Source organism: Pseudomonas glycinae, assembly GCF_001594225.2.
GTDB classification, from domain to species: Bacteria; Pseudomonadota; Gammaproteobacteria; order Pseudomonadales; family Pseudomonadaceae; genus Aquipseudomonas; species Aquipseudomonas glycinae.
The window spans coordinates 1708247-1732857 of sequence record NZ_CP014205.2; the positions used below are offsets into that span (position 1 = coordinate 1708247).

Consider the following 24611-nt stretch of genomic DNA (forward strand, 5'->3'; position numbering starts at 1 on the left):
GCCAATCCAGAGTGCAAAAAAGTATCGATTCGAGTGCTAGGGATGATTTGTCAGCCCTGCGCCAGAAGGCTGTAATCAGTGCACATTCTTCCCCCGCCGGAAGAACACAAAAACAATAACTGTCCTTCTGCCCCCGCCGGGTGCAGAAAAGGAGTGCACGATGCAACCCACTGCAAAAGCTCTGCTGGCCCTCACCTGCATGACCCTCAGCAGCGTCAGCCTTGGCGCCCAGACCCTGACCATTGCCACCGTCAACAACAGCGACATGATCCGCATGCAAAAGCTCTCGAAAACCTTCGAGACCGAGCATCCGGACATCAAGCTCAATTGGGTGGTGCTGGAGGAAAACGTACTGCGTCAACGCCTGACCACCGATATCGCCACTCAGGGCGGTCAGTTCGACGTGTTGACCATCGGCATGTACGAAGCCGCACTCTGGGGGGCCAAGGGTTGGCTGGAGCCGATGAAGGATCTGCCGGCCAGCTACGCCCTCGACGATGTGTTTCCGTCGGTGCGTGAAGGCCTTTCAGTCAAGGGTTCGCTGTACGCCCTGCCGTTCTACGCCGAAAGCTCGATCACCTATTACCGCACCGACCTGTTCAAGGACGCCGGCCTGACCATGCCGGAGCGCCCGACCTGGGAACAGATCGCCGGCTTCGCCGAAAAGCTCACCCACAAGGACAAGGAACAGTACGGCATCTGCCTGCGTGGCAAGGCTGGTTGGGGGGAAAACATGGCGCTGATCACCACCGTGGCCAACGCCTATGGCGCGCGCTGGTTCGATGAGCAATGGAAACCGGAATTCAACGGTCCGGAATGGAAAAACGCGCTGAACTTCTACGTCGACACCATGAAGAAATCCGGCCCGCCGGGCGCCTCCAGCAACGGTTTCAACGAGAACCTCGCCCTGTTCAACAGCGGCAAATGCGCGATCTGGGTCGATGCCAGCGTCGCCGGCTCGTTCGTCACCGACAAGACCCAAAGCAAGGTCGCCGATCACGTCGGCTTCACCTACGCGCCGCATCAGGTCACCGACAAAGGCTCGGCCTGGCTGTACTCGTGGGCGCTGGCGATTCCGACCAGCTCCAAGGCCAAGGACGCCGCTAAAGAGTTCAGCGCCTGGGCCACTTCCAAGGAATACGGCGAACTGGTCGCCAAGACCGACGGCATCGCCAACGTACCGCCTGGCACTCGCGCCTCGACCTACAGCGACGCTTACATGAGCGCCGCACCGTTTGCCAAAGTCACGCTGGAATCGCTGAAAGCGGCCGACCCGAGCAAACCGACCCTCAAGCCGGTGCCGTACATCGGCATTCAACTGGTGACCATTCCCGAGTTTCAGGGGATCGGCACACAGGTCGGCAAGCTGTTCTCCGCCGCACTGATCGGCCAGACCACGGTCGACCAGGCGCTTACCGCCGCCCAGCAAACCACCGAACGCGAGATGAAGCGGGCGGGTTATCCGAAGTAACTCGCCACTAAACCTGTGGGAGCTGGCTTGCCAGCGATTAGCGATATAACGGCCGACAGCAATGTTGACTGTGCTGGCCCCCATCGCTGGCAAGTCGAATCGTCGCACCGCAGGTCCCACAGGGATCGCGTCAATGTCAGGAAGGTTTTCTCTCCTGAACATGTACCTGCACCCAAACGGTTGTGATCACCATGAATACTTCAACTGCCAAAGCCCACATCGACCTGTCGCAGCCCCGGCGCAAAAGCCGCGTGGCCAATCCCGGCTGGTTTCTGGTCAGCCCTTCGGTGGCCCTGTTGCTGCTGTGGATGATCGTGCCGCTGGGCATGACCGTCTATTTCTCGATGATCCGCTACAACTTGCTTGACCCGGGAACCAACGAATTTGTCGGGCTGGAAAACTTCACCTACTTCCTGACCGACTCCGGCTTCATGCCCGGCGCCACCAACACTTTGCTGCTGGTAGGCAGCGTGCTGCTGATCAGCGTGGTGTTCGGCGTATTGATCAGTGCGCTGCTGGAGGCCAGCGAGTTCTTCGGTCGCGGCATCGTGCGGGTGATGCTGATTTCGCCGTTCTTCATCATGCCCACGGTCGGTGCGCTGATCTGGAAGAACCTGATCTTCCACCCGGTGTCCGGGATCCTCGCCTACCTCTGGAAACTGTTCGGCGCGCAGCCGGTGGACTGGCTCGCTCACTACCCGCTGCTGTCGATCATCATCATCGTCTCATGGCAATGGCTGCCCTTCGCGATCCTGATCCTGATGACCGCCATGCAGTCCCTCGACCAGGAACAGAAAGAAGCCGCCCGCCTCGACGGCGCCGGCCCGATCGCGATCTTCTGGCACCTGACCCTGCCGCATCTGGCACGCCCGATTGCCGTAGTGGTGATGATTGAAACCATCTTTCTGCTGTCAGTGTTCGCGGAAATTTTCACCACCACCAACGGCGGCCCCGGCTACGCGTCGACCAACCTCGCCTACCTGATCTACAACCAGGCGCTGGTGCAGTTCGACGTCGGCATGGCCTCGGCCGGCGGCCTGATCGCCGTGGTCATCGCCAACATCGCCGCGATCATTCTGGTGCGGATGATCGGCAAAAACCTGACTGACAAAGCCTGAGGCCTGCCATGACTCTTCAACAATCCCGCCGGCTGCAAAGCCTGCTGCTCGGCACGCTGGCCTGGGCCATCGCGATCATCATTTTCTTCCCGATCTTCTGGATGGTGCTGACCAGTTTCAAGACCGAAATCGACGCCTTCGCCACACCGCCGCAGTTCATCTTCACGCCGACGCTGGAGAACTACCTGCACATCAACGAGCGCAGCGACTACTTCAGTTTCGCCTGGAACTCAGTGGTAATTTCCTTCAGTGCCACCGCCCTGTGCCTGCTGATCGCGGTGCCGGCAGCCTACTCGATGGCGTTCTACGAAACCCAGCGCACCAAAGGCACGCTGCTGTGGATGCTCTCCACCAAGATGCTGCCGCCGGTGGGTGTGCTGATGCCGATCTACCTGCTGGCCAAGAGTTTCGGCCTGCTTGACACGCGCATCGCGCTGATCGTGATCTACACGCTGATCAACCTGCCGATCGTGGTCTGGATGGTTTACACCTACTTCAAGGACATCCCCAAAGACATCCTCGAAGCCGCCCGCCTCGACGGCGCCACCCTGGCTCAGGAAATGCTCCGCGTGCTGCTACCGATCGCCAAGGGCGGCCTGGCCTCGACCGTACTGCTCTCGCTGATCCTGTGCTGGAACGAGGCGTTCTGGTCGCTGAACCTGACCTCGTCCAAAGCCGCGCCGCTGACCGCGCTGATCGCCTCCTACTCAAGCCCCGAAGGCTTGTTCTGGGCCAAGTTGTCGGCCGTCTCGACCCTGGCCTGCGCGCCGATCCTGATCTTCGGCTGGATCAGCCAGAAACAACTGGTGCGCGGCCTGTCGTTCGGCGCCGTCAAATAAGAATTCGCAAGAGGAGCGCCACCATGGCCAACCTGAAAATCAAGAATCTGCAAAAAGGCTTCGAAGGTTTTTCCATCATCAAGGGCATCGACCTTGAAGTGAACGACAAGGAATTCGTGGTGTTCGTCGGCCCGTCGGGCTGCGGCAAATCTACCCTGTTGCGACTGATCGCCGGCCTTGAAGAGGTCAGCGGCGGCACCATCGAACTGGACGGGCGCGACATCACCGAAGTCAGCCCGGCCAAGCGCGATCTGGCGATGGTGTTCCAGACCTACGCGCTGTACCCGCACATGACCGTGAAGAAAAACATGTCGTTCGCCCTCGACCTGGCCGGCGTACCGAAAGCCGAAGTCGAGAAGAAAGTCGGCGAAGCGGCGCGGATTCTCGAACTCGGGCCGATGCTGGAACGCAAGCCAAAACAGTTGTCCGGTGGCCAGCGTCAGCGCGTGGCCATCGGCCGGGCAATCGTGCGCAACCCGAAAATCTTCCTGTTCGACGAGCCGCTGTCCAACCTCGACGCCGCCCTGCGGGTGCAGATGCGCCTGGAACTGCTGCGCCTGCACAAAGACTTGAAAGCCACAATGATCTACGTGACCCACGATCAGGTCGAAGCCATGACCATGGCCGACAAGGTGGTGGTGCTCAATGGCGGCAAGATCGAACAGGTCGGCTCGCCGCTGGAGCTGTATCACAACCCCGCCAACCTGTTCGTCGCCGGTTTCCTCGGCACGCCGAAAATGGGCTTTCTCAAAGGCCAGATCGCGCGCATCGACGGCGCGAGTTGCGAAGTCTCGCTGGACGCCGGCACCCGCATCACCCTGCCGTTCAATGCGTCGAACCTGAGCGTCGGCAGCGCCGTGACCCTGGGCATTCGCCCGGAACATCTGGAACTGGCGCAAGCGGGCGACTGCACCCTGCAAGTCACCGCCGACGTCAGCGAACGGCTGGGCAGCGACACCTTCTGCCACGTCAAGACCAACGCCGGCGAAGCCCTGACCATGCGCGTGCGCGGTGATCTGGCGAGCCGTTACGGCGAACAACTGAACCTGCACCTGGACGCTGCCCACTGCCATCTGTTCGATGCCGACGGCGTGGCGCTGACTCGCCCGCTGCGCGCGGCCGCCTGATTTCGAGACTGACCCGATGAAACTGAACCAGCAAAACCTCAACCGCCTGGCCGCCGAAGTGAAACTGCCGGCGTACAGCCTCAGCGACACCCGCCAGGGCATCGCCCACATTGGCGTCGGCGGCTTCCATCGCGCGCATCAGGCGTATTACACCGATGCGCTGATGAACACCGGCGAAGCGCTGGACTGGGCGATTTGCGGCGTCGGCCTGCGCGCCGAAGACCGCCGCGCCCGGGACGACCTCAAGGAGCAGGACTACCTGTTCACCCTGTTCGAACTGGGCGACAGCGACGACACCGAAGTCCGCGTCATCGGCGCGATTCGCGACATGCTGCTGGCCGAAGACAGCGCCCAGGTGCTGATCGACAAACTCGCCGATCCGCAGATCCGTATCGTCTCGCTGACCATCACCGAGGGCGGTTATTGCATCGACGACAGCAACGGCGAATTCATGGCGCACCTGCCGCAGATTCAGCACGATCTGACGAACCCGCAACAGCCGAAAACCGTGTTCGGTTTCCTCTGTGCGGCACTGTCCCGACGCCGTGCGGCGGGCATTTCGGCGTTTACCGTGATGTCGTGCGATAACCTGCCACACAACGGCGCCGTCACCCGCAAGGCACTGCTGGCCTTTACTGCTTTGCTGGATCCGGACCTGCGCGACTGGATCGACGCCAACGTCAGCTTCCCCAACGCCATGGTCGATCGCATCACGCCGATGACCAGCACCGCCCATCGCCTGCAACTGGCGGACAAACACGCCGTCGACGACGCCTGGCCGGTGGTTTGCGAGCCCTTCGTGCAATGGGTGCTGGAAGACAAATTCGTCAACGGTCGTCCGGCCTGGGAAAAGGTCGGCGTGCAGTTCACCGACGATGTTTCCCCCTACGAAGAGATGAAGATCAAACTGCTCAACGGCAGCCACCTGGCGCTGACGTACCTGGGCTTTTTGAAGGGATACCGCTTCGTTCACGAAACCATGAACGACCCACTGTTCGTACGCTACATGCGCGCCTACATGGACCTGGACGTGACCCCGCAACTGGCGCCGGTGCCGGGCATCGACCTGACCGAGTACAAGGACACGCTGGTGGCCCGGTTTTCCAATCAGGCGATTGCCGATCAGCTTGAGCGTGTTTGCTCCGACGGCTCGTCGAAGTTTCCCAAGTTCACCATTCCGACGATCAGCCGGTTGATTGCCGATGGGCGCGAGACCAAGCGGGCGGCGCTGGTGGTGGCGGCCTGGGCGCTTTACTTGAAGGGCGTGGACGAGAATGGCGACACTTACTCGATTCCGGATCCTCGGGCGGCGTTCTGCCAGGGGTTGGTGGCGCAGGATGCTTTGATCACTGAGCGGCTGTTGGGGGTTGAAGAAATCTTCGGTACAGCGATACCGCGTTCGCCAGAATTTGTCGCTGCCTTTGAGTGGTGCCTGAACAGCTTGCGAGAAGAAGGCGTCACACAAACCCTGGAAAAGATTCTCGCCATCTGATCGTTCCCACGTCGAGGCGTCGAACCGTCTGCGTGGGAATGCAGCCCGAGACGCTCCGCGTCCCCTTCAACAGCGGACGCAGAGCGTCCATTGAGGCATTCCCACGCAGAGCGTGGGAACGATCTTTATAAGACAGGTTCACTCATGAACAACCAACAACTGTTCCTCGGCATCGACTGCGGCACCCAAGGCACCAAAGCCATCATCCTCGACGCCACCAGCGGTCAGGTGTTGGGCCAGGGCGCCGCCGCGCACACGATGATCAGCGGCGCCAACGGCCGTCGCGAACAAGACACCGCGCAATGGCTGGAAGCCTTCGCCCTCGCCACCCGCCGCGCTTTGCTGGCCGCGAATGTCGACGGCCAGGCCATTCTCGGCGTGGGCGTCTCCGGCCAGCAACACGGCCTGGTACTGCTTGACGACCAAGGCCAGGTCCTGCGCCCGGCCAAGCTCTGGTGCGACACGGAGACCACACCAGAGAACGATCAACTGCTCGCTCACCTGGGCGGTGAACAAGGCTCGCTGGAACGCCTCGGCGTGGTCATCGCGCCGGGCTACACCGTCTCCAAACTGTTGTGGACCAAGGCGCAACATCCGGATGTGTTCTCGCGTATCGCGCGAATCCTGTTGCCCCACGACTACCTGAATTTCTGGCTCACCGGCCGTGCGTGCAGCGAATACGGCGATGCGTCCGGCACCGGCTATTTCAACGTGCGCACCCGCCAATGGGATTTGCAGTTGCTGCGTGACATCGATGCCAGCGGTCGTTTGCAATCCGCGCTGCCAGAGCTGATCGACGCCCATCAAGCAGTCGGCACGATCCTGCCCGCAATCGCCGAACAGCTGGGCATCAACCCCAACGCGGTGGTGTCCAGCGGTGGCGGCGACAACATGATGGGCGCCATCGGCACCGGCAATATTCAGCCGGGGGCGATCACCATGAGCCTCGGTTCTTCCGGCACGGTGTACGCTTACGCCGAGACACCGAAGGTCAGCCCGGATGCGTCGGTCGCGACCTTCTGTTCCTCGAGCGGCGGCTGGCTGCCGTTGATCTGCACCATGAACCTGACCAACGCCACCGGCGCGATCCGCGAACTGTTCAACCTCGATCTCGACGCGTTCAATGCCTTGGTGACCCAGGCCCCGATCGGCGCCGGGGGCGTAAGCATGCTGCCGTTCCTCAACGGCGAACGCGTGCCGCCCCTGCCCCACGCCACCGGCAGCCTGCACGGCCTGACCATCGATAACCTGACGCAAGCCAATCTGTGCCGCGCCGCTGTCGAAGGCACCACCTTCGGCCTGCGTTATGGACTGGATCTGTTGCGCCAGAATGGTTTACAAAGCCGCAGCATTTGCCTGATCGGCGGCGGTTCGAAAAGCGCGGTGTGGCGGCAGATCGTCGCCGACATCATGAACACCCCGGTGATTTGCACCGAGCAAAGCGAAGCCGCAGCCCTCGGCGCGGCGATTCAGGCGGCGTGGTGCAAGTCGTGGTCGAACGGCCACGAAGACACCCTGGCGGACCTGTGCCAGCGCTGCGTGAAGCTCGACCTGAACAGTGAAACCCTGCCGGTTGCCGCGAATGTTGCGGCCTTCCAGCAAGCCTATGAACGCTATCGACTGCATGTCGCAACCTTATAAAGAGCAAACAACTATGTACCTGGTGTGTGGCGAAGCGCTGTTCGATTTCTTCAGCGAAGACGATGCCGGCGGGCAGGCCTCGAAAGTCAATTTCAAGGCGATTGCCGGTGGCTCGCCGTTCAACGTGGCCGTGGGCTTGCGTCGGTTGGGCGTGGATTCGGCGCTGTTCGCCGGGTTGTCCACCGACTACCTCGGCCGGCGCTTGCAGCAAGTGCTGCAGGATGAAGGCGTAAGCCCGGATTACCTGGTGGATTTCGCCGCACCGACCACCCTGGCGATGGTCGCGGTGGGTGCCAACGGCTCGCCGCACTACAGCTTCCGTGGCGAAGGTTGCGCCGACCGGCAGTTGAATCAGGCGCACCTGCCGACGCTGGGCCCGCAAGTGCGCGGCCTGCACTTCGGTTCCTTCTCGCTGGTGGTGCAACCGATTGCCGATACCTTGCTCGCATTGGTGCAACGTGAAAGCGGCAAACGCCTGATCAGCCTCGACCCGAACGTGCGCCTCAACCCCGAGCCGAACATCGACCTGTGGCGTGAACGAATCGCTACGCTGGTGCCGTTGGCGGACTTGATCAAAGTCAGCGACGAAGATCTGAGCCTGCTGTATCCCGAGCAGGATCCGGCGCGCGTCATCGAAGGCTGGTTGCAGCATCGCTGCCAGGTGGTGTTCCTGACCCGTGGCGGTGAAGGCGCGACCGTGTTCAGCCGTGCCCACGGTTCATGGTCGGTGCCGGCAAGCTCGGTGAAGATTGCCGACACCGTCGGCGCCGGCGATACCTTCCAGGCCGCTTTGATCACTTGGCTGACCGAGCATGAGCTGGATTCGGTGGAAGGCGTGCAGCACCTGAGCCGCGAACAGATCGACGGCATGCTCGGGTTTGCCGTACAGGCCGCCGCCCTTACATGCAGTAAAACGGGTCCGGATTTGCCTTATCGCCACCAGTTGACCTGACCGCGTAGACTGGCGCCCTTTTTTGCACGACGGGATGACGGCTTTTGAATTCGGGGCGCGAGGTTGGACTGTTGGTATTGGCGGCACTGCTGACCGGTTGCGGAACATCGCCACCGCGTTCGCCGGAAAACCTCTGCGAGATTTTCCGGGAAAAAAGTGATTGGTACGACGCAGCGCAAGTCACGCAAAAGCGCTGGGGCGTACCGATCCAGGTGCCGTTCGCGATCATGTATCAGGAGTCCGGCTACCGCTATGACGCCAAGACGCCGCGCAAATACCTGTTGTGGGTGATCCCGTGGGGCCGGGTTTCGACGGCCTCCGGCTATGCCCAAGCCAAGGATGAAGTCTGGTCCGACTACCAGAAAAGCACCGGCCGATATAGCGCCGACCGCGAGGACTTCGACGACGCCATCGACTTCGTCGGCTGGTACATGGACAAGACCACCTCGATCAACGGCGTGTACAAGTACGACGCCTACAATCAGTACCTCAACTACCACGAAGGCTGGGGCGGCTTTCGCCAGAAGACCTACGCCAGCAAGGCGTGGCTGATGCCGGTGGCGCGCAAGGTGCAGAACCGCTCGGACATGTACGGTCAGCAATACGCAGCGTGCAAGGACGATTTGAATCGCGGGTTCTGGAGCCGGTTCTGGCATTGGCTCTGACTCTCAGTGCTCTTTAGGACGCCTTCGCGGGCAAGTCGAATCGTCGCACCGCAGCTCCCACAGGGATTTAGAGTGACCACAATTTAGTCAGCACCCGGGAAACCTGTGGGAGCGGGCTTGCCCGCGAAGGCGTCAGCTCAGACACCGCCAACCTATGGGTTACAACACCGAAAAGTTGTAACTCACAATCAACCGTGTCTCATCCACATCCCGAGCGAACTTCTCGTAGTTGGTGCGGTAAGTCGCATTACGCAACCGCAGGCTGACATCCTTGAACGTCCCGGTCTGAATCACGTACTTCAACTCGCTGTCGCGTTCCCACTCTTTGCCTTCCTGATCGCTGCCAGGCACCTTGATGTGGTCGCCGTTCACGTAACGAGTCAGGAAACTCAAGCCGTTGATGCCGATCGCCTTGAAGTCATAGTCGTATCGCAGCTGCCAGGAACGTTCCTGCGCGGCGGCGAAGTCGTTGACCTGCACGTAGTTCACCAGATACGGATTGCTGCCATCCAGATACGGCATCGAATTGTCGCCGTTCATGCGCTGCCAGCCGGCACTGAAGGTATGACCGCTGATGCCGTAGGACAGCATGCCGCTCAAGGCGCGGTTGTCGATGGAACCGGCTTTTGCATCACCGCTGTCGGCGCTCTTCAGCAAGCGCAGATCGGCTTTCAGCACACCGTCACCCAGTGGCTGATTGGCCAGCAGCCCCACGAAGTGCTGGCGATAGATGTCTTCCAGCTCGGCGTAGTGGTACTGCGCAGTCAGGCGATCGTTGATCTTGTAGTCGAAGCCGTACATGTCGAAATGATCGGCGGTGGTGTTGCAGGCATAGCGCTTGTTCTTGCAGTGCACGCGGATGTCTTGCGAATCGGTCGAATCCCGGGCGGTGTACTTGTCCAGCCGTGCGGCCATGAAGGTCAGGTCCTTCACCTCTTTGGAGGTCAGCATCGCACCGTTGAACATGGTCGGCAGCAGACGGCCGTCGTTGTATTTCAGCAGCGGCAGATCCGGCAGCAGCGCGCCGTATTTCAGCACCGTATCCGAGACTTTGACCTTGGCGGTCAGACCCATCTTCGCGTACTGACCTTTTGAACCGCGCGGGTTGTCGCCGCTGGACGGCAGCAGGCCGCTGTTGCTGCGATCCGGGCTGGAATCGAGCTGGAAACCCGCCATGCCCAGCGCATCGATCCCGAAACCGACGGTGCCTTCGGTATAGCCCGATTGCAGATTGAGAATGAAGCCCTGCGCCGACTCTTCACGCTTGGACGCGCCCTGATCACTGGAGGTGTGCCCGTCACGGAAATCGCGGTTGAAGTACACCGTGCGCGACTCGATCTTCGCCGTGGTGTCTTCGAAAAAACCGCTGGCCTGGACCTGCGCGGTAAAACCGGCGCACAGCACAAAGGCTCCGAAGCCAAGCGACTGGCGCGGGGTGATGAGGGGAAATGGGGGACGCATTGAAAACTCCAACAGGACAACGAATGCGCAGAAGCGCAAACAATCAGAAATAGCTCCCGTCCCGGGTCGATAAAGAACCAGGAGGCAGTGAACACGCGGGGTGAGCGGCAATGATGGCAGATGGCTTTGACGTGCCACAGACGACTTTAGTCTGAAACTGACTGGTTGTTCCCGGATGCCGGATGCGGCCTTCGCGGCAGATCGGTCCATCCGTAAGTGCCTGTTTTACCGGGCCCAACCGTGGGCCTAAGGGTTTTCCCTATGGGATCGGAGCACTGCCTCTACGGCATTTGCGCCTTGAACGAGGCCGTTTAATCCTGCACCATCCGCCCACGCTAATCCAAAGGACGGAAATCAAGGCATGCTGGACGCCAACGCTACCCACATTACCCTCACGCTCGAAGGCGCTTCCGCCGACCTGCAAGTCCTCAGTTTCACCGGTCGCGAAGCCCTCAACGAACCGTTCCGTTTCGACATCGAACTGGTCAGCGCCCGTCCCGACCTCAACCTTGAAGAACTCCTGCACAAACCTGGCTGCCTGACCTTCGGCGCCACTGGCGAGGGCAAGATTCACGGTCTGGTGTATCGCATCGAGCAAGGCGATTCCGGCAAGACCCTGACCCGTTACAGCCTGAGCCTGGTGCCGCAACTGGCCTACCTACGGCACAACCATGACCAACAGATCTTCCAGCAACTGACGGTGCCGAAGATCATCGCCCGCGTTCTGGAAGATCGCGGCATTCTGGCCAACGCCTATAGTTTCCAGCTCAGCGCCGTATACCCGGAACGCGACTACTGCGTGCAGTACGACGAATCCGACCTGCATTTCATCCAGCGCTTGTGCGAAGAGGAAGGCATCCACTTCCACTTCCAGCACAGCAGCAGCGGCCACAAACTGGTGTTCGGCGATGACCAGACCGTGTTCCGCAAACTGAAACCGGTCAACTACCAGCAAGACTCCGGCATGACCGCCGACAAACCGGTGATCAAGCGCTTCAACCTGCGTCTGGAAACCCGTACCAGCCGCGTCAGCCGCCGCGACTACGATTTCGAGAAACCGAAGATCCTGCCCGAAAGCGCAGTCAAATCCGCGTTCATGCCGGATCTGGAAGACTACGACTACCCAGGCCGCTTCACCACACGCGAGCGCGGCAAGTTCCTCTCGACCCGCGCGCTGGAGCGCCATCGCAGCGACTACAAACTCGCCGAAGGCAAAGGTGACGAGCCGACGCTCACGACCGGCCACTTCATGACCCTGGCCGAACACCCGCGCGCCGAATGGAACGATCTGTGGCTGCTGCTGGAAGTCTTCCACGAAGGCAAACAGCCGCAAGTGCTGGGCGAAAACGTCACCAGCGACGTCACCGACAACAAGAGCGATTTCCACCAGGGCTACCGCAACTCGTTCGTGGCCACCCCGTGGGACGCCCACTACCGCCCTGCCCTCGAACACCCGAAACCGAAAGTCCTCGGCAGCCAGACCGCGATCGTCACCGGCCCCGCCGGCGAAGAAATCCACTGCGACCAGTACGGCCGCGTGAAAGTGCAATTCCACTGGGACCGCGACGGCCAGGCCGACGACAAGACCACCTGCTGGCTGCGCGTCGCCAGCGGCTGGGCCGGCGCAGCCTACGGCGGCATCGCCATTCCACGGATCGGCATGGAAGTGCTGGTGACCTTTCTTGAAGGCGACCCCGACCAGCCGCTGGTCACCGGCTGCCTGTACCACAAGGAAAACGTCGTTCCGTACGATCTGCCGGCGAACAAGACCCGCAGCACCTTCAAGACCCTGAGTTCACCGGGCGGCAAGGGCTACAACGAATTTCGCATCGAAGACAAGAAAGGCGCGGAACAGATCTACATCCACGCCCAGCGCGACTGGGACGAGAACATTGAACACGATCAGAAGATTCGGGTTGGCAACGAACGGCATGACACCGTTGAAGCCAATGTTTTAAGTGAATTCAAGGTCGAGGAACACCGCATCACCCACTTGGATCGCAAGAGCGAAATGCGCGCCAACGACCACCTGACTGTCGGCGTGACCCAGCATGTGAAGGTCGGCACCGGTCAGTTTGTCGAGGCGGGGACGGAGATTCATTACCACGCCGGCGAGAAAGTGGTGATCGAAGGCGGGATGGAGCTCACGGCCAAGGCTGGCGGCAGTTTCGTTAAGGTTGATGCCGGTGGTGTGACAATCAGTGGTGCCGAGGTGAAGGCCAATACCGGCGGCGCGCCCGGCGCCGGCACCGGGATCGCAATTCTGCCGCCGCTGATACCACTCATTGCAGATCAGGCCAGAGCTGGAAGCGTGCTTAAAGCGAAAGTGATAGAAGAGCGTTTTGACGAACAACTAAAATTCGTGACGAAACTTGGTAAACCCGTCAAGTCCGTCAAGACAGCACTGATTATCCCTTCAGAAACAGCACCGCAAATATCAAAGAGCGATGCTGACGGGCTTCACCCAAGAGTGCAAACAGATTCCAAGGAGCCTGTGCAGGCTCACCTTGTATGGGACGAGCTGTCCGTTCCGTCTGGTGCCGATGATTATGAAGCGAGCCGGAACAAATGAGCACGCCACCGATTACTACATTCACCACCAACGACAAAAAATGTTCTGTACATGAAGTTGTCCTTGGTTGCGAAAAATTGTGGGCCATGGGGCAAGAAGAAGCGATACGACGCCTGAGCAAACAACGATCCTCAAGCTCAGGAAAGTACGAGCTGATCTCTGACTTCAGTGCACGGGCCGCTAGAATTGCGGCTGCTTATGCCGGCTTCTACCTCGAATCTGGCGAAGATGGAAAACCAGAACTAAAAGGCCGATTCTACTGGATGGGTTTGGCCGCTTTTGCAAGCAAGCAAGTTAAGTGTGGGCTGGACTTTATTCCCAATGATCCTTATCTCGCACTCACCCCGCCGATCGTACAGCCTCCCTTACGAATTGGTAAAAACTCCCTAGGGAAGGGAAATTTCTGGTTATTTCAAGATATTTTTGTTTGGCATTGGTTTTACGCAAAATATAAAGATCAGTTTGATGAGTGTGCTCCAGAGCGCAACGCGCGGAGCTGTGAAGGCCAGATAAAAACCAACATCGACAGCTTGCCCTGGGCAGATGACGCGCTGCCAATACTAAACAACCTGGCTGTAACCAGTGACGTTGTTAAAGGTTTTAAAGCAATAAAAGCAACCGAGGAGCTTTCTCAGGGACCCGCAAGAAGAAATGCCCAGCTGACCTCCTTGCTGGCCATCGCCGACCATGAACAACGTCGTATCCTGCAACCGTTGATTTATGAAAGCACTCCATTTAGAGCAACATTAAAAATGCAAGCTGGTTTCGAGTGGGCACCATTTGTACCGGTACGAGTCGCTGCGCTAAGTACTGCTTGCGATGTTGAGAATCCAGAGCTCAGAGTCCAGATGTCGGAAGGCGATCTCTACGACGAAACAGATCGAATGGAGTTTATTGGGTCCATCGCCAAGCAATACCACAAGCTCATGGGAGAACGAGAAAGCTACATGGAAGGCCAAATCAAAACGATTGCCACCTGGTCAAATGCCAAATGAAATTTTTATGGGTGTTTTTTTCAGGCCTGCTACTTGCTGCTTGCAACAATGGTGATTCCAACATGACAAATACACAAAGCCACATCGAAATAGAGCTACACGACAAAATAGAAAATATTGTACAAAGTACGCCATTAGAAATCTCCCAAGAATGCCTGAGCGAGTTAGATCTCTGCTGGTACAAGTTTAAAAGATCAGCAAATGAAAAAGACCTGCCTACCGTAACAGTAAAAAATTCAAGCACCTCACTTACAATTGAAAAAGCTACAAGCTTCACCATGGTGATAGACAAAAAAATCGGCGACACCATTGAAAACGTTGACATCACAGTGAGAGGCCTCCCTGACAACAGCCCGCATGAAAAACAAAAAGACTTCATTTATGACTTGCTAAAAAAAATAAAATCAGCTGGCTGGAAACACTATTTCTATCCAGGGGACCCTAGGATTTCCGGGTCTGAGATAGGAAAAATTCCCTCACCAGACGACGTATTGGGGCACTTGGTTTCCAGCCATCCCTGGCTGGACCCGGATTACGAGCTTGACATTGATCGCTGGCTGAAAATTGAATCATTTTACAATTGGTATTTTTACAATGATGGTGTCTATCTGACTTTTAAAGCCTGGCGCCGTGATTCCAAAGACACCCCGGACAAGACGGGCACATATTTACTATCGATGGAGTTCCTGAGCGAGCGCGACTTCTGGTCTTCAGGTTTTACCAAAGATGAAGAAAAGGCAAGATGGAAAGAGCTGTTGCCTGCTCAACTGAAGCGAGACCATGATGCGCGTATTGCTGCTGAAAACAATGCTCGTGCTGCGGGAATAGAAATCGATGAGAACTATAAAGATCCTGTTATAAAAGCAATTCAGTGAAATAGGCGTATGCACTGACCAACGAAAACCGTGGTGAATTTTCTTTGAAGTGCCTGCGCCTGCACATCTTTGTTTCCTTTCTTGTGGCGTGCTCGACTACTCATGGTGCTTCTATGCCCTATGAGGCTTGGCGACTGGGTTTCTCTGCACCCCACTATATGGAGGTCTGGATCGAGACGACCGACGTTGTAGATATCAAAGGCCAGGTTTATAGACGCGCGATGAGCGGCAATGCGGCTATCCAAAATTCACCTGGCAATTTAAGAAAACCAAAGGGCTGGCCGGAAAAGCCCGGTTGGGGCAAGGGAAAATATGTCACCGGCGCAGATCTCCCCAAAAAAATCTACGTTCGGTGGCAGTCTTTGGTTGAACCTCAAACCTATCAAATGGGCATAGACATCCCAGAGTCGGCTAGAGAAATCATGCGAAAAGAGGAGAACGCCTACTGCGCTGCCGATGGAAAATGGATTACAGGTTATCGAGAAGCTTTGGTCGTCGGACTTGCTCCAGGTGGTGTTGCCAAACTCTGGGCCCTCGGCCCATGCCTGACACCTGTTGAAATCACTCGCGTTCACGCTGAAATTGATCCGCGTGGTCCTTACGAAGGAGAGTCCGGAGGAAAACATCGTCCACTTTCCGCAGTGTCGAAAGCCTATGTTGAAAAATTTGGCGTGCCATATGGCTCTTGGTAATCAGAAAATAAGAAAACCATGGCCCCCTCTCATCCTTGCACTTGCGTGCCTCCCCGCTTTCGCCGAAACGAAGAAAACGCTACTGGACTGCCCGCTTTCAGATGGAACCACTGCCTCACTGCTGTCCGCTTCAAATGAGGACGGGCAGCGACTCTTCGTAAAACTCAACAACCAGACAGAAACTGCCTTCACTGACATGTCCGACTCGGACTTCGTCGGTGAAATTGCATTGGCAAAATGCACGGGCTCCGTTTTGATCTACGCCATGAACTATGGCTCTCCCTATTTGAAGGGCGCCGTTTTACGCAAGAATCCAGACAGCGGAACGCTGGAACGCATCGATTTTGCCGAAAAGGCCCTGCCGGTTTCTTTGTACCTGAGTGCTCGGGAGATGCGCCTGGTCATTCCCAACGATGGCTATGAAATCCCCGAAAAATTTGTCGTTTACGACTACATCACCCCAAAAGGCCAGCCGGAAGAACCCAAGGGAGTGAATACGGTACCCGATAAAAAAGGTTTCAAAGTCATCGATCTCAAATAATGACTCTGCGTTGGGCTTCGCGTTCTATTCGATCGTAGGGTCACTCCCCGTGAGAGTCTAAATTGCTCTGTTAGCTACTTTGAACCGGCGAAAGCACGGGCAGATAATTCAAGTTTTCTGCCCGTGAATGCTAGGCCGTCGCTCTAAAAATCAAACCGGCGCCTGCCAGTTCAACATTTTCTGCTGCGCAACCTGCAGCAGATCACTGCCATCCTGCGTCAGCAGGTACAGCGCATGGGTGATGTGGGGAATGTCCTGCACATCGGCGTGTTTGAAGCACAGGCAGTGCAGGGTTTCGAGCAGGTCGGCAGCGGCGCGGATGCGTTGCACGGCGGCTTCGAAGAGGTCTTTTGGGTTGGCTTGGGTGTCGATGACCAGCGGTGCGCTGTCAGTGACGCCGCTGTTGAGCGGGAGGTAGCGGGCGGAGCTTAATTTCAGGATTGGCATTGGAATTACTCAAGGCAGCTTGAAAGTAACCGCCAGCACCGTGACCAAACGATGGGGAGGCGGACTGTGTACAGGCTTGGTCAACCGAGAACCACCTGACTCGGCTCGCCCGAAGGCGACCCTGCACACAGCCGCCACAGCAATGCACTCCGCGGACACGAATGTCCGTCGGGGCGAATAATGGCACACATGCACAGGTGATTACGTTAGGTGACCAAACCTAAGTCGCTGATTTTGCAGCGACGCCAAACCATAACCGCCCCACTCCAGCCCCCGAAAGCAGATAAGGCATCCACCCTTGTAGGAATCCGCCGAGACTCCCCCGCGAAACAATCCCCGCCCAGACAGCCGGCGTTCAGCCCGGTTAACCATCGCTTAACGCCGTGGTCAAAAACTTTACTGAACCGCACATCCTCAGCCTCAGGCTGACGCCGAGTGCGGCAGGTTTGGCTGGCGATCCGCCGAACTCCATTTCCGTCGCACCGGAGTCCATCATGAACATTCGTCCGTTCCTGCTCACCACCGCCCTCGCCTGCACCGCGTTTGCCGGGCTGGCCCAGGCCAATGACACTTCCAAGGCTGTTCCCTATGAATACGGCATGCCGCTGCATGTCGCCAAAGTGGTTTCCCTGACGGAGCCGCCGACGCAGGAGTGCAAGGTCATCACCGCCGACATGAAGTACCTCGACAACACCGGTAAACCGGAAGAAATCAGTTACCGGAAATTATCTGACGCGTGCAGCTTCCAGAACTGACAGAAAGCTCTGATTTGCGGCTTTGCGGTAGGCGAGCACGGGTCTCGAGGGGTATGCTCGGGGCCCTCCTCACTGCCGCAAGGATTCGCCATGCAGTTTTCGTTTCGCACGCTCTCGACCATCACCTTTTGCCTGTGTTTTCTGCTTTCTCTTGCATGGGGCCTGGCGCCACAGGTGTTGTTGGCGATCTGGAGCATCGAGTATTCAGAGGCAGCCGGATTCGTCGCACGGCGCAGTGCAGTGCTGTTTGCGGCTTTGGGGGTGATGTTTTATCTGGTGCGCAACGCGCCCGTGTCGATCGCGCGCAATGCGCTGAGCAACGGCTTTATCGTCGGCTGTTTTGGCCTGGCGGTGCTGGGGTTTGCTGAATGGCTCAACGGCCACGCCGGCCCAGGGATTCTGCTCGCGGTGCTGGTCGAGTTCGCGCTGGGCCTTGGCTTCTTGCAGGCCCGGCGCGTGACGGTCGAACTGGGTGAAACAGTCGGTTAGACGACTCGGGATCGCGGCATTGCATGATGGCTTGTCGATTGTTGCGCAAGATCCGAGCGCAACCCGGCGATCAGGCCGTTGATTTCGCGACAGCTGTTCAAGTGACTGGCATCGATGCCGCTCACCTGCAGCTCAACCTGATCGGTCTGGTGATCGCCATACACCTTGACGGTCATCGACAGATCCGGGGACAGCGTGCATTGGCAGCGTTTCGGTAGAAAGCTGCTTTCAATGATGTTGCGGAGTTCCAAGGCAGACAGAAACATGGCGAAACCTCTCCTTACTGTGAGACTGCCAATCAAGTATTCACGTCGACCGTTGCCACGGTTCCCACGGGTGTGTCCCCGCTGAATCCCTGGGTGTGACAAGCGGCTGTACTGCGAAATGCCCATTGGAGTGTAGGCGCCCGAACTCGGTGCGCTGCACCAAATCAACGCATAAAACGTGCCTTTTATCAGGTTGCATTCACCTCCTTGCAAATCAAAGGCTTGGGAAAAAGGCAGGCCACTGGCCAGTTGCAAAATGCAAGATTCGATCGTGCAGGCACTGCAATTTGCATGCGGCTGGCGGTTTGCATTCATCGCCCTTGGCAGTGAGAATGCCCGTCAACCAACGTACACCCGCCAGGAGGCTTCAATGGGAAATTTCACCGTCCGCGCGACGGCCGGCCTGATGCTCGCCAGCCTGTCCACCCTCACCCACGCAGCCAAACTTGAAGACACCGCGCCTTATCCGAAGGCCGAAGCGGGCTTCACTCGCCAGGTCATTCACCTGCCGCAGCAGGCCCAGGAAGAAAACTTCAAAGTCGAAATCCTCGCCGGCAAGACCCTCGAAGTCGACTGCAACCGCCAACGCCTGGGCGGCGCCCTCGAAGAGAAAAACCTCGAAGGCTGGGGTTATCCGTTCTACCGCCTGGAAAAAGTCAGCGGCCCGATGAGCACGCTGATGGCCTGCCCGCCCGGCACCCAGAAAAAACGCGCGTTTGTACCGGTGATCGGTGATGGCTTTACCGTGCGCTACAACAGCATGCTGCCGATCGTGATTTACGCACCGCAGGACGTCGAAGTGCGCTTCCGCATCTGGTCGGCCTCGGACAAGATTGGCGTGGCAATACCTGAATAATCTGCAAAGGAGCCGCAGCTTTGATTACCTGCCACGTCAGATACGTGATTGACCCCTATCAGTTGGACGCATTCGAAGCCTACGCCAAGACCTGGCTCGCTATCGTCGAACGGCTGGGAGGAACGCATCACGGTTACTTCCTGCCCTCGGAAGGCGCTAGCAATATCGCGTATTGCCTGTTCAGTTTCCCGTCGCTGGCGGATTACGAAAGTTACCGCCACATCGCTCTGACCGACCCGGAAAGCACGGCACTGGTGGCCGATCTGGTCGAAAAGAAGTTCATCATCAGCTACGAGCGCAGTTTTCTTCGCCCACTGCTGCCCTGAACGCTTCAACGCCGTTGGCAGGATGTACAAGGACGCGCGCAAGCGCGGACAGTCGGCCTGGTCGGTGGTGCCGTATCTGTTGCTGACGGCGGTATTTGTTTCGGTCGGGCCGTTGTTGTACCTGGTGGTCCGGGGCTTGCAGGATCGCAAGCGTTCGGCGCCGGTCATTTCGCCAGACGCCTGAGCCCGAACAGCATCCCGCCCGCCCCCAGCAGCATCGCCGCCAGAAACAACGGATACGACACCCACCACGGCGTCCCGGCGGTCATCATGCTGAACTCCGACATGCCGCCGATGCTCGCAATCAGGTTGAGCGGCAGGAACACCACGTTGATCAGCGTCAGTTTGCGCAGCAGGTTGTTCATGCTGTTGTTCATCAGGTTGCCCCGGGCGTCGATCAGCCCGGAGAACACCGTCGAATAGATTTCCGCCTGCTTGTAGCACTGATTGTTTTCGATGATCAGGTCGTCGATCAGGCCGATGGCTTCGCTACCGAAATGCTGTTTTTCCGCGTGATTGCGCAGCCGCGTGAGCACCGCGCCGTTGCTGTGCAAGGCGTTGATGTAATAGATCAGGCTTTCGCTGAGGTTGAACATCTGCACCAGATGCTGGTTTTGCATCGAGGCGTTGAATTTCTGCTGCAACTCCCGGGCGACCAGTTTGATCACCTTCAGATGCCCGAGGTAGTGATGGATGTTGTTGAACAGCAAGTCCAGCAACACATCCAGCGGCGTGTTCAATGGCTGGCGTGTGCCGACGCCGTGCAGCGGCGTGTCGTCGGTCGCGATCACCAGCAACTGGCCCGGCGAGAACAGCAAGCCGCAGGACGAAACCTCAAAGGCCAGGCTGCCACCGCCGGAATAGTTTTCCGGGCGTTTCCAGATCAGAAACAAGTGATCGGGGTGAAACTCGATCCGTGACACCTCGTCCGGGTCGAGCGCCGAAGCCAGCGCGTGTTCATCGAGTTTGAAGTGACTGTGGAGCAAGTCGCGCTCGGCAGCGTCGGGGTCGCTGAACAGCATCACCTCGGCGTCCAGCCGCTCGACCCGCTGCAAGGCGCCGTGATTGAGTGCAAAGCTGTTGATCATCGGCCGGTCACCAGGCCTGACCGCGGCGTTTCAGCTCAAGACGCCGCACGAACTCTTCCAGTACCAGCGAATACAGGTCGTCCTGCAGGTAGGCGTCTTCGATGCCGGCGTCGAGGTTCGGGTTGTCGTTGACCTCGATCACCACCACTTTGTCGCCGGCCTGTTTCAAATCGACGCCATACAAGCCATCGCCGATCAGGTTGGCGGTCTTCACCGCCAGTTCCACCACCGCGCGCGGCGCCTCGTGGATCGCCAGCGTGCGGCATTCGCCGTTGACATCCTGGCCCTTGGCCTTGTGGTTGTAGATCTGCCAGTGGCCTTTGGACATGAAGTACTGGCAGGCAAAGATCGGTTTGCGGTTGAGCACGCCGATGCGCCAGTCGTACTCGGTGTAGAAGAATTCCTGGGCCAGCAACAGCACCGAGTGTTCGAACAGTTCGGCGGTGGCCTCCAGCAAGGCCTGCTGGCTCTCGACCTTGATCACGCCACGGGAGAAGCAACCGTCCGGGATCTTCAGCACCAACGGAAAACCGAGGCGTTCGCCGACCCGCTCGAAATCTTCAGGTCGCTCCTTGTAGAGAATTTCCGTGGCCGGCATGCCCAGTTGATGGCTGTTCAGCAGGTCGGTCAAGTAGACCTTGTTGGTGCAGCGCAGGATCGACGTCGGGTCGTCCATCACCACCAGCCCTTCGCTTTCGGCCTTCTTGGCGAAGCGATAAGTGTGGTTGTCAACGCTGGTGGTCTCGCGGATCAGCAAGCCGTCGTACTCGGCCAGCCTTGCGTAATCCTTGCGCTCAATCAGCTCGACATCGATGCCCATGCCCTTGCCGACCCGCACAAAGTTTTCCAGCGCGCGGGCATTGGACGGTGGCAAGGCTTCCTGCGGATCATGCAGGATCGCCAGGTCATAACGCGCCACTTGCGGCGAACGCGGAACACGCCAGATTTTGCGACTGAAGCCGTCCAGCGCATTGGCAAACTGATCTTCCTGATCGTCGCGCAACTTGTGCAAGGCGCCGGACTTTATGCCTTCGATGTGCCAACCGTTAGTTCGACGAAACTCAACTAACAGAATCGGACATGGAAATACTTCAAACAATTGCCGGGCCAGATCCTGCAACGGCTCGATATGGGTTCTGCCGAAATAAAGTGTCAGCGTAAAGCCTTCGGTATCGCTGTAGAGGTGATGGCTGAGGGCTTTTTCCAGAGTTTTATCCAGGTCGTCCAGCGCCAGGCCGTAAAGGGATTTTCGGGTCAGTTCGCTGATGGTCCGCACCGACGGAATCACCTTATGGCCCCTGGCTTCCGCCAACAGTGAGCAGTAGTAGCCGTGGCCCAGGTACTTGTAGCTGCGGCACAGGTTGATCACCTGCACTCGTTTTCCCGGTTCGTTATCGGGTGGTTGTTCGAGGTATTCCTGGGCTGTCAGGATGTCTTCGCTGGGGAAATACGAGGCCCAGTCTTCCTTGCGTTCGACGATGATCAACACTTGACTAGACGTTCTGATCTGCGGTTTTAAATAAGTTGCCGGTGGCAAACTTTGACTGGATACTTCGCGCCAATGACCCTGTACCGCTGACATAGAAATTGATCCGTTGGAGAACAAGACCTTTTCTATTAAGCACGAAGTTTTTCGAAAGTCCCGTTTCGTTACGCAACTTTTACGGTGGTCATATGAATGCTGTTTTTCGCCTGGCGGTCGTTGAGGATTTGCCCGCGTTGCTGACGCTGGAGATGCACTGTTTCACCACGGACCGGCTCACCCGCCGCAGTTTCCAATGGATGATCACCCGGGCCCACGGGCAATTGTGGGTGGCCGAACGCGACGGTCAACTGGCCGGTTATGCGCTGGTGCTGTTTCATCGCGGCACCTCGCTGGCCCGCCTGTACTCCATTGCGATTGCCCCCGAGGCACGCGGCGGCGGTCTGGGAAAACAATTGCTGCAACGGATCGAGGCCTGCGCGCTTGAGCACGACTGCGCCTATCTGCGGCTGGAAGTGCGCACCGACAACCCCACCGCCATCGCCCTGTACGAGCGCAACGGCTACCGGCGCTTTGCGCTGATCCATGACTACTACGAGGATCACGCCGACGCGTTGCGTCTGGAGAAACGCATTCTCCAGCACCGCGACTCACGCAACATCAAGGTCCCCTATTACCGACAAACCACCGATTTCACCTGCGGCCCGGCCTGCCTGCTGATGGCCATGGGAGCATTGCAGGCCGATCGCTTATTGGAGCGGCGCGAAGAGTTGCAGTTGTGGCGCGAGGCAACCACGGTGTTCATGACAGCTGGCCATGGCGGTTGCAGCCCGCAAGGCCTGGCATTGGCGGCGTGGCGCCGGGGTTTCAGAGTGCGTTTGCAACTGAGCATGAGCGGGCCGCTGTTTCTCGACGGCGTGCGCGATGCGCATAAAAAAGACGTCATGCGCCTGGTGCATGACGAGTTCATGGCGCAACTGAATGACACCGATGTCGATCAATCCATTGGCGTAACGATGGACGTACCCGCACTGCTGGCCAACGGTGGCCAGCCTCTGGTGCTGATCAGCAGCTATCGCCTGACCCGCTCGAAGTCGCCGCACTGGGTGATCGTTACCGATTGCGACGAAGACTTCGTCTACCTGCACGACCCGGATGTCGACCACAGCCAGCATCGCCAGCCCATGGACTGCCAGCACGTGCCGGTCAGCCATGGGGAGTTCGAGAAAATGTGCCGCTTCGGTCGTGGCAAATTGCGGGCGGCGGTGGTGCTCTACGCCCGGACTACTTGAGTCCGACCTTGTACAGCGAACCGTTGGACTCATCCGTCAGCACATACAGGTAACCGTCCGGCCCCTGACGTACATCACGGATCCGCTGTTTCAGTTCGCCCAGCAAGCGTTCTTCATGCACCACCTTGTCGCCGTCGAACTGCAAGCGGATCAGCTCCTGCGTCACCAGCGCACCGATGAACAGATTGTGCTGCCACGGCTTGAATCGATCGGCATCGTAAAAAGCCATACCGGTGACGCCCGGGGATTTTTCCCAGACATGGTGCGGCCCGACCGTGCCTTCGGCGGTCTTGCCCTTGGCTTCCGGGATCGGTTGCATGGAGTAGTTGATGCCGTGGGTCGCCAACGGCCAGCCGTAGTTCTTGCCGCGCTCGATGATGTTCACCTCATCGCCGCCGCGCGGGCCGTGTTCGTTTTCCCACAAGGTGCCGGTCCACGGATTGAGCGCGGCGCCCTGGGGATTGCGGTGGCCGTAGGACCAAATTTCCGGGCGTACGCCGGACTGACCGACAAAGGGATTGTCATCGGGCACCTTGCCGTCGGGGTAGATCCGCACGACCTTGCCTTGCAGCTTGTCCAGATCCTGTGCGGTCGGGCGGTCGTTGTTTTCGCCCAAAGTGATGAACAGATAACCGTCCCGATCGAACACCAGTCGCGAACCGAAGTGGTTGCCGACCGACAGTTTTGGCTCCTGGCGGAAAATCACCTGGAAGTCCTTCAAGGTTTTCAGGTCATCCGACAGGCGCCCGCGCCCCACCGCCGTTCCTGCCTTGTCACCCGCACCGCCGCCTTCGGCGTAAGACAGGTATACAAGGCGATCCTGTTTGAAGTCCGGTGACAGCACCACGTCGAGCAATCCGCCCTGCCCCTTGGCCCAGACATCCGGCACACCGGTGATCGGCGCGGACAGTTTGCCGTCAGCGTCTACCACACGCAGGTTGCCGGGGCGTTCGGTCACCAGCATGCCCTGGCGATCCGGCAGGAAAGCCAAGGCCCATGGGTGTTCAAGGCCTTGGGTAATCGTCGTGACTTCGAGGGTGCCCTGTTCGCTTTGCAGCTCTTTGGAAGCGGCAGCGAACGCCGGGGCGGCGATCAGTGCACTGGCACACAGGCCGGCCAGAAGGGTTTTACGCAACATGCACGATTCCTTTTGTTCGTGTGAAGGGCT

Annotated in this window: 24 protein-coding genes and 1 pseudogene; 19 read left to right on the top strand and 6 right to left on the bottom strand. The window is 58.4% G+C overall.

Annotated features, from left to right (window positions below; all coding sequences use genetic code 11):
• Window positions 1-160 precede the first annotated feature (160 nt).
• From AWU82_RS07600 to AWU82_RS07635, 8 genes are all read left to right on the top strand, one after another.
• Complete coding sequence (locus AWU82_RS07600; protein ID WP_064381729.1) at window positions 161-1471, top strand: ABC transporter substrate-binding protein; 1311 nt, start codon at window positions 161-163, stop codon at window positions 1469-1471.
• Between the two features lie 191 nt (window positions 1472-1662).
• Complete coding sequence (locus tag AWU82_RS07605) at window positions 1663-2589, top strand: carbohydrate ABC transporter permease (protein ID WP_011334053.1); 927 nt, start codon at window positions 1663-1665, stop codon at window positions 2587-2589.
• 8 nt (window positions 2590-2597) lie between these two features.
• A complete protein-coding gene (locus tag AWU82_RS07610) occupies window positions 2598-3428 on the top strand; it encodes a carbohydrate ABC transporter permease (protein WP_007957423.1) in 831 nt (276 codons plus the stop codon).
• A gap of 23 nt (window positions 3429-3451) precedes the next feature.
• A complete protein-coding gene (locus AWU82_RS07615) occupies window positions 3452-4555 on the top strand; it encodes an ABC transporter ATP-binding protein (protein ID WP_064381731.1) in 1104 nt (367 codons plus the stop codon).
• A gap of 16 nt (window positions 4556-4571) precedes the next feature.
• A complete protein-coding gene (locus AWU82_RS07620; protein ID WP_064381732.1) occupies window positions 4572-6047 on the top strand; it encodes a mannitol dehydrogenase family protein in 1476 nt (491 codons plus the stop codon).
• A 144-nt stretch (window positions 6048-6191) separates the two neighbouring features.
• Window positions 6192-7688, top strand: coding sequence for a xylulokinase (xylB, locus tag AWU82_RS07625; protein ID WP_064381733.1), 1497 nt, complete (start codon window positions 6192-6194; stop codon window positions 7686-7688).
• A gap of 13 nt (window positions 7689-7701) precedes the next feature.
• Window positions 7702-8640 carry a carbohydrate kinase family protein gene (locus AWU82_RS07630; protein ID WP_064381734.1) on the top strand — a complete coding sequence of 313 codons (939 nt, stop codon included), beginning with the start codon at window positions 7702-7704 and terminating at the stop codon, window positions 8638-8640.
• Window positions 8641-8684: 44 nt separating this feature from the next.
• Window positions 8685-9305 carry a transglycosylase SLT domain-containing protein gene (locus AWU82_RS07635; RefSeq protein WP_064381735.1) on the top strand — a complete coding sequence of 207 codons (621 nt, stop codon included), beginning with the start codon at window positions 8685-8687 and terminating at the stop codon, window positions 9303-9305.
• A gap of 159 nt (window positions 9306-9464) precedes the next feature.
• Here AWU82_RS07635 and AWU82_RS07640 read toward each other — a convergent pair whose 3' ends face one another.
• Complete coding sequence (locus AWU82_RS07640) at window positions 9465-10766, bottom strand: OprD family porin (protein WP_064381736.1); 1302 nt, start codon at window positions 10764-10766, stop codon at window positions 9465-9467.
• A gap of 361 nt (window positions 10767-11127) precedes the next feature.
• On the opposite strand from AWU82_RS07640, the gene AWU82_RS07645 reads away from it, so the two are divergent.
• From AWU82_RS07645 to AWU82_RS07665, 5 genes are all read left to right on the top strand, one after another.
• Entirely contained in the window at window positions 11128-13338 is a 2211-nt protein-coding gene (locus AWU82_RS07645) for a type VI secretion system Vgr family protein (RefSeq protein WP_084776966.1), read from the top strand.
• Window positions 13335-14333 (top strand): DUF2515 family protein, encoded by a 999-nt coding sequence (locus AWU82_RS07650; RefSeq protein ID WP_064381737.1) that lies wholly within the window; start codon window positions 13335-13337, stop codon window positions 14331-14333. The genes AWU82_RS07645 and AWU82_RS07650 overlap by 4 nt, the downstream gene beginning before the upstream one ends.
• On the top strand, window positions 14330-15208 hold the full coding sequence (locus AWU82_RS07655) for a hypothetical protein (RefSeq protein ID WP_064381738.1): 879 nt from the start codon (window positions 14330-14332) through the stop codon (window positions 15206-15208). Before AWU82_RS07650 ends, AWU82_RS07655 begins: the two co-directional genes overlap by 4 nt.
• A 113-nt stretch (window positions 15209-15321) precedes the next feature.
• A complete protein-coding gene (locus AWU82_RS07660; RefSeq protein WP_371915528.1) occupies window positions 15322-15900 on the top strand; it encodes a DUF2931 family protein in 579 nt (192 codons plus the stop codon).
• Window positions 15887-16441: a hypothetical protein gene (locus tag AWU82_RS07665; RefSeq protein WP_223290680.1), complete on the top strand. Its 555-nt coding sequence runs from the start codon at window positions 15887-15889 to the stop codon at window positions 16439-16441. Before AWU82_RS07660 ends, AWU82_RS07665 begins: the two co-directional genes overlap by 14 nt.
• A gap of 150 nt (window positions 16442-16591) precedes the next feature.
• Here AWU82_RS07665 and AWU82_RS07670 read toward each other — a convergent pair whose 3' ends face one another.
• Window positions 16592-16888 (bottom strand): hypothetical protein, encoded by a 297-nt coding sequence (locus AWU82_RS07670; protein ID WP_025109577.1) that lies wholly within the window; start codon window positions 16886-16888, stop codon window positions 16592-16594.
• 494 nt (window positions 16889-17382) lie between these two features.
• On the opposite strand from AWU82_RS07670, the gene AWU82_RS07675 reads away from it, so the two are divergent.
• Window positions 17383-17643: a DUF2790 domain-containing protein gene (locus AWU82_RS07675; RefSeq protein ID WP_064381740.1), complete on the top strand. Its 261-nt coding sequence runs from the start codon at window positions 17383-17385 to the stop codon at window positions 17641-17643.
• A 90-nt stretch (window positions 17644-17733) separates the two neighbouring features.
• On the top strand, window positions 17734-18132 hold the full coding sequence (locus tag AWU82_RS07680; RefSeq protein WP_064381741.1) for a hypothetical protein: 399 nt from the start codon (window positions 17734-17736) through the stop codon (window positions 18130-18132).
• Here the strand turns inward: AWU82_RS07680 and AWU82_RS07685 are convergent.
• Complete coding sequence (locus AWU82_RS07685) at window positions 18129-18398, bottom strand: DUF1652 domain-containing protein (RefSeq protein ID WP_064381742.1); 270 nt, start codon at window positions 18396-18398, stop codon at window positions 18129-18131. The two genes, AWU82_RS07680 and AWU82_RS07685, sit on opposite strands and share 4 nt — an antisense overlap.
• A 370-nt stretch (window positions 18399-18768) precedes the next feature.
• Between AWU82_RS07685 and eco the strand changes: the two genes are divergently transcribed.
• The 3 genes and pseudogenes from eco to AWU82_RS07700 all read left to right on the top strand — a co-directional run.
• Window positions 18769-19254 carry a serine protease inhibitor ecotin gene (gene eco, locus AWU82_RS07690; protein WP_064381743.1) on the top strand — a complete coding sequence of 162 codons (486 nt, stop codon included), beginning with the start codon at window positions 18769-18771 and terminating at the stop codon, window positions 19252-19254.
• 20 nt (window positions 19255-19274) lie between these two features.
• Window positions 19275-19580, top strand: coding sequence for an NIPSNAP family protein (locus AWU82_RS07695; RefSeq protein WP_064381744.1), 306 nt, complete (start codon window positions 19275-19277; stop codon window positions 19578-19580).
• 22 nt (window positions 19581-19602) lie between these two features.
• A pseudogene (locus AWU82_RS07700) lies at window positions 19603-19764 on the top strand (DUF2834 domain-containing protein); the annotation flags it as partial.
• Here the strand turns inward: AWU82_RS07700 and AWU82_RS07705 are convergent.
• Complete coding sequence (locus AWU82_RS07705) at window positions 19745-20668, bottom strand: magnesium transporter CorA family protein (RefSeq protein ID WP_064381745.1); 924 nt, start codon at window positions 20666-20668, stop codon at window positions 19745-19747. The pseudogene AWU82_RS07700 and the gene AWU82_RS07705 overlap by 20 nt on opposite strands.
• A gap of 7 nt (window positions 20669-20675) precedes the next feature.
• On the bottom strand, window positions 20676-22250 hold the full coding sequence (locus AWU82_RS07710; RefSeq protein WP_064381746.1) for a RimK family ATP-grasp domain-containing protein: 1575 nt from the start codon (window positions 22248-22250) through the stop codon (window positions 20676-20678).
• Between the two features lie 92 nt (window positions 22251-22342).
• Between AWU82_RS07710 and AWU82_RS07715 the strand changes: the two genes are divergently transcribed.
• Entirely contained in the window at window positions 22343-23443 is a 1101-nt protein-coding gene (locus AWU82_RS07715) for a GNAT family N-acetyltransferase/peptidase C39 family protein (RefSeq protein WP_064381747.1), read from the top strand.
• Here the strand turns inward: AWU82_RS07715 and AWU82_RS07720 are convergent.
• A complete protein-coding gene (locus tag AWU82_RS07720) occupies window positions 23436-24581 on the bottom strand; it encodes a PQQ-dependent sugar dehydrogenase (protein WP_064381748.1) in 1146 nt (381 codons plus the stop codon). The two genes, AWU82_RS07715 and AWU82_RS07720, sit on opposite strands and share 8 nt — an antisense overlap.
• Window positions 24582-24611 lie beyond the last annotated feature (30 nt).